This is a genomic window from Microvirga sp. P5_D2 (assembly GCF_054049475.1).
On sequence record NZ_JBFUMH010000258.1, the window covers coordinates 1 to 4,950 of the forward strand.

The following is a 4,950-nucleotide window of genomic DNA, read 5'->3' on the forward strand; positions in this document are numbered from 1 at the left end:
CTTCATGGATCACACCCATATTTTCGCATCGAAGCTGGTCCCATCCCCTCGCTTTCCGCTCATCTATAATCGGAAGTTCGCCGCTAGCAAAAATCTGAATGCGAACATAAGTTTCAGAGACGATTTCCTCAGAAAGGAAGGATTGCTGCAGTATTATTGCAGGTTCAATCCCAGATACGCGACTGATGAGGTTGAGGAAGCAGCGGGCGATTTTGACTCGGGTTTTCTGCGCCCCGGCTCGTTGGAATTCATTTATGACGTCGGCCGAATCCTGGCCGACCCGGTGGGCGCCAGCGAATTTATCCTTGCGAAGCGCGATCTGCATTTCGCACTCCCTCCTTACTTCGAACTCGAGCATCGTCTCGAACAGGCGCCGAACCGCGACTCGCGTGTCGTGATCTCGGATCAGCGCGACGCCCTGCAGAGCCCGGTCGCGGATCTCGACTGGCGGCTGAACGAACATGATTATCGTTCCTTCAAGGCCGCGCACGACAAGCTGGCGACAGAGCTCTCCGCGCTCGGCCTGGGCCGCGTGCAGCTTGAGGAAATCACGCCGGAACTGGTCCGATCCAGAGTGCAGGGACATTACCATCAGATCGGCACCACCCGAATGAGCGACGAGCCGAAGGACGGTGTCGTCGACAGGGACTGCCGCGTTCACGGGGTGGGCAATCTCTACATTGGCGGCAGCTCTGTCTTTCCGACGGCGGGATACTCAGGTCCTACGATGATGATAATAGCCTTCGCGATGCGCATAGCGGATCATATCAAAGTTATGCGTGATGTTTGGCAATGATGGTCAGCTAGAGATGCTTAGATGCGCCATTCTCGTTGTGCTGTCTGTGTTCTTCCCTCCCCTCCCGGTAGCGATTACGAGGGGGGCTGGCATTCCGCTCGTCGTGAATCTCGCTATAGCGATCCTTGGGGTAACGGTGTTTTTTCTGCAATACGCCGGGCCAGGACTTCTGATCTATTTTGTCGCGATCGCACACAGCGCCTTCACGGCGATTTTCACGCGACAGATTGCAGGGCCGTCCATCCTATAGCCCCTGCATGGAAACGAAGCATGGCTCGCTTTCAACTTCTCGTCGGGCTGATGCTGATTTCAGTGGGGGTTTCGGCATGCAGTGATAGTTTCCCCGAACCAGACCCAGCCGCGGTCCAACGCGGTCGGCAACTCAGCGTCAACTGCACATCGTGCCATTCCCTAAAAGGGCATTTCCACGGCATTGGGCCGGTGCTGACGGGAATAGTTGGGCGGAAGGCCGGGTCGATGGAGGGGTACGGCTACTCACCAGCGATGAAGGCCAGAAATATCGTTTGGACACCTGACACCCTTGCAAGCTTCATTAAAAATCCGAGCGAATATGTGCCTGGGACCAAGATGGCTCTCGCCCCGATTTCGGAACAGGACGCAAGGGATATCGCCTCGTATTTGCAAACGGCCACACGGTAGCGTCCAATCGTACCTATCGCGTGCAGGCGCCGGTGCTCCGGCTGACCTTGGCCCGGATGTAAATCCCGACAAATCAAACCAAGTGTGCGCGTTCATGTATACTCCCGGGTTATAGGCGGCAGCCCCTCCGCCGTGGCACTGTCGGGCGAGTGCAGGATTCGAACTCTCGCAAAGGCTCTGCATGAGCATTCGCAAGAAGTTGATGGTGAGTTCGATCTGGTCGATCGCGGCGACCGGCGGGACATCGTTATCGAGCTTCGTCGTGTTCACTGTCCTGGCTCGTCTGCTCCATCCTGCAGAATTCGGCCTTGTTGCCTTCGTGGCGCTGTTCGTGGACTTGGCGCGAAGCGTGATGACGGGAGGGTTGCCGGAGGCCCTGATCCAGCGGCCTGCTTGGGACGACGCCGTGGCATCGACCGCGTTCTGGGCCAATCTCGCCTCGTCCGCCCTGCTCGCGGGCGCGATGGCAGTGGTCGGCTTGAGCCTGATCGGCTCAGGATCGGCGCTCATGGGGGAGGTTTTCATGGCGCTCGGCCTTTCTCTCGTGATCGATGGTGCGCGGAGCATTCACGAGGCGAAGCTGCGCCGCGACTTCGGCTATAAGGTTCTTGCAGTCCGGACGATCGTCGCTAGCCTTGTCAGCGGCGTGATCGGCATCGTCATGGCCTTCCAGGGCTTCGGCGTTTGGGCTCTCGTTGCGAACCGGCTCGCCTGGGCCCTGCTGCAGACCATCGTCATCTGGCGCGCGACGTTCTGGCAGCCGCGCCTGACGTTTTCCGGCACCGCGTTCCGCGAGATGTTCGGCTTCGGCATCCATCTGCTCGGCGCGCGCCTGCTCGGCCACCTCAATGGCCGCGTTCCTGAATTCGTGATCGGATTCTTCCTCGGAACCGGAGCCTTGGCGTTCTACCGCGTTGGTACACGAACCCTGAACTTCCTCGTTCAAAGCACGATCCAGCCACTCCAGACGACCGCTCTGTCGGCCCTGTCGCGGCTGCCCGATGCCCCCGCCATCAGCGACGGCTATATCCGCCTCACGCGGGCCACAGCGCTTGTTTCCTTCCCGGTCTTTCTCGGCGCGGCTGCGGTGGCGCCCGACTTCATTGTCGTCTGCTTCGGCGCGAAATGGGCCCCGAGCGCGCCGATCATGACGGCGCTGGCTCTCGTCGTGGCTCCGGCCACGCTGGTCTACTTCGCGGAACCCGCGTTGACGGCAGTCGGGCGCACGAAGCTTATCCTTGTTTCGTCCATTGCCCGGATCGTGTTCAGCGCACTCATTGCGCTAGCAACGGTGATGTTCGGATCAGTCGCGGTCGCTGCCGGCCAAACCGCCCGCGCCCATGCCACGGCTCCCGTGACCCTGCTGATGCTGAGCCGGGGCATCGGATTGCCGGTCAAGGATGCCCTTCGGAACCTTGTCGCGCCCTGCGGCTCCGCTCTCGCGATGGCGGCAGCGGTGGTCGCCCTGCGGCTCACGCTCCTGAGCGACTTCACGGCGCCGATACGCCTTTTGGTATCCGTCCTGACCGGTATCGTTCTTTATGTCGGGCTGTTGCTCATCCTGGCGCCGCGCTACACCTCGGATACGTTGCAGGAGCTTCTGCCGCTCCTGCCATCGTTCTTGCGAAACGGTTTGTCAAAATTGGTCAAGCGTCGGTGGACATAGGCCGGGCGGATCCGGAAGGCCAATCCAGCATGAACATCCGCCCAGCCGCGCCGGGCGGCACAGGAGGGATTCGATGTCAGCACCCACCTACCTCTCCTCTCGTCCGGCCACCCAGTCGGCAAGATCGCTTTCCTTGCGGGTTCGGCAGCGCGTGCAGCGCATGAGGCTCGCCACTATCTACCGCGTTCTCGCCAATTGCCTCTATGACGCCCGGCGGTACCTGCGCCATTCAGGCACCTTGCGGAGGAGCGATCACGAGGTCCACCACGCGCGGATTATGCGCGATGCCCACCGCCTCGAGAAGGGGCTGGCGCTTCCAAGGCCGGAACCGGGCTACGGGAGCGCGGTGGTGAAGCGACTGGTCCCGCTTCTGGCCTCCTATCGCTCGCGCTTCGGACAGAGCGGCATTACCGATCTCGCAAGCGCGGCGATCAAGGAGCACGCCGAGTTCAACGGCATCGATCCGCTCACAGACGACAAACTGAGCCATACGGTCAGCCAGGCCAGGTCCTACGAGCTTGGCGGTACGCAGACCGTGCTGCGCGCCGATGTGCACGCCCACGCCAAGCGGGATTTCTCCGGTTTCTTTGCTAACCGCCACAGCGTGCGCGTCTTTGACAGCGCTCCGGTCGACCAGGACACGATCAGGGCGGCCGTGACCATGGCGCTCAAAACCCCGTCCGTGTGCAATCGCCAGTCATGGCGGGTGCATATCCTGATGAGCGAGGAAACGAAGAAGCGCGCCTTGTCTTTCCAGAATGGCAACAGAGGCTTCGGCCACCTGGTACCGGTCGTCCTCATCGTCACCTCGGACCTCAGGAGCTTTCTTGAGCCGTTCGAGCGCTATCAGTGCTGGATCGACGGCGGGCTCTTCGCCATGTCGCTAAATTATGCATTTCACTCGCTCGGTCTCGGAGCATGCATGCTGAACTGGAGCGTCGACGCATCGGTTGATGCGGCCTTGCATCATGAGATTGGGATCCCCGCGCACGAAGCGATCATCACCTTCATGGCAGTCGGTCACCTGCCCGAGAAATTCAAGGTCGCGCGGTCATGCCGCCRCGAGATCGAGGACGTACTGACCTTCCACGAGTGACAGAGGCMGGCAAAGGGCCGGAAGTGCTAAATTAGAGCAGATTCATTTAGGTGAACTCGTATCCGCAGTTGCTGAGGTAGTTCTGGCACTCCTCGGCTGAGAAGTGATCGAGCAGCTCCCCGATCATCGACAGAGCGCCTCCTTGGTGTGGGCGGCCGCTTTGCGCAGCAGCGCCTTGAGCTTTGTAAATACCTGCTCGATCGGGTTTAGGTCGGGCGAGTACGGCGGCAGGTACAGTAGCTGGCGCCAGCAGCACGAATGGCTTCCTGGATCTCGCAACCTTGTGAGCTGCCAGGTTGTCGAGCACCACCACGTCTCCCGGCGAGAGTTCCGGGATCAGCACCTGCTCGACAGAGGCGCGGAATACCTCACCGGTCATCGGCCCATCCAGCCCCATCGGGGCGATCAGCCCACTGGCGCGCAAGCCGGCCACAAAGGTGGTGATCTTCCAGTGACCCCACGGCGTGGCATCGACCAGGCGTTTGCCCCTGGGGCAGCGCCCATAGCGGCGCACCATGTTGGTTGATGCGCCCGTCTCGTCCAGGAAGACAAAGCGGGCCGGATCCATAAAGCGCTGCCACACGCGCCAGTGTTTGCGTTCGCGCGCCACGTCCGCACGATCCTGCTCGGCGGCTCTCAGGCTCTTTTTATGCGTCAGGCCGGCTCGCCTGAGCCAGCGGCTAATGGTGGAGGTCGCGCCGATCATGATGCCGCGCTGGCGCAGTTCTGCTT

At 61.0% G+C, this 4,950-nt stretch carries 6 protein-coding genes; 5 read left to right on the forward strand and 1 reads right to left on the reverse strand.

Annotated elements, in window-relative coordinates; translation table 11 throughout:
• The 5 genes from ACXJKO_RS29780 to ACXJKO_RS29800 all read left to right on the forward strand — a co-directional run.
• Positions 1–796: GMC family oxidoreductase (locus ACXJKO_RS29780; protein ID WP_457094633.1), on the forward strand; the 796-nt coding region annotated here is incomplete at its 5' end.
• Positions 797–809: 13 nt separating this feature from the next.
• Entirely contained in the window at positions 810–1,046 is a 237-nt protein-coding gene (locus ACXJKO_RS29785) for a YqaE/Pmp3 family membrane protein (protein ID WP_457094638.1), read from the forward strand.
• Between the two features lie 20 nt (positions 1,047–1,066).
• Positions 1,067–1,456, forward strand: a complete 390-nt coding sequence (locus tag ACXJKO_RS29790) for a c-type cytochrome (protein ID WP_457094634.1) — start codon at positions 1,067–1,069, stop codon at positions 1,454–1,456.
• A gap of 181 nt (positions 1,457–1,637) precedes the next feature.
• Positions 1,638–3,122 (forward strand): lipopolysaccharide biosynthesis protein, encoded by a 1,485-nt coding sequence (locus ACXJKO_RS29795; protein WP_457094635.1) that lies wholly within the window; start codon positions 1,638–1,640, stop codon positions 3,120–3,122.
• A 73-nt stretch (positions 3,123–3,195) separates the two neighbouring features.
• Complete coding sequence (locus tag ACXJKO_RS29800; RefSeq protein ID WP_457094636.1) at positions 3,196–4,218, forward strand: nitroreductase family protein; 1,023 nt, start codon at positions 3,196–3,198, stop codon at positions 4,216–4,218.
• A 46-nt stretch (positions 4,219–4,264) separates the two neighbouring features.
• Here the strand turns inward: ACXJKO_RS29800 and ACXJKO_RS29805 are convergent.
• On the reverse strand, positions 4,265–4,950 hold a 686-nt coding region (locus ACXJKO_RS29805; protein ID WP_457094637.1), incomplete at its 5' end, for a transposase.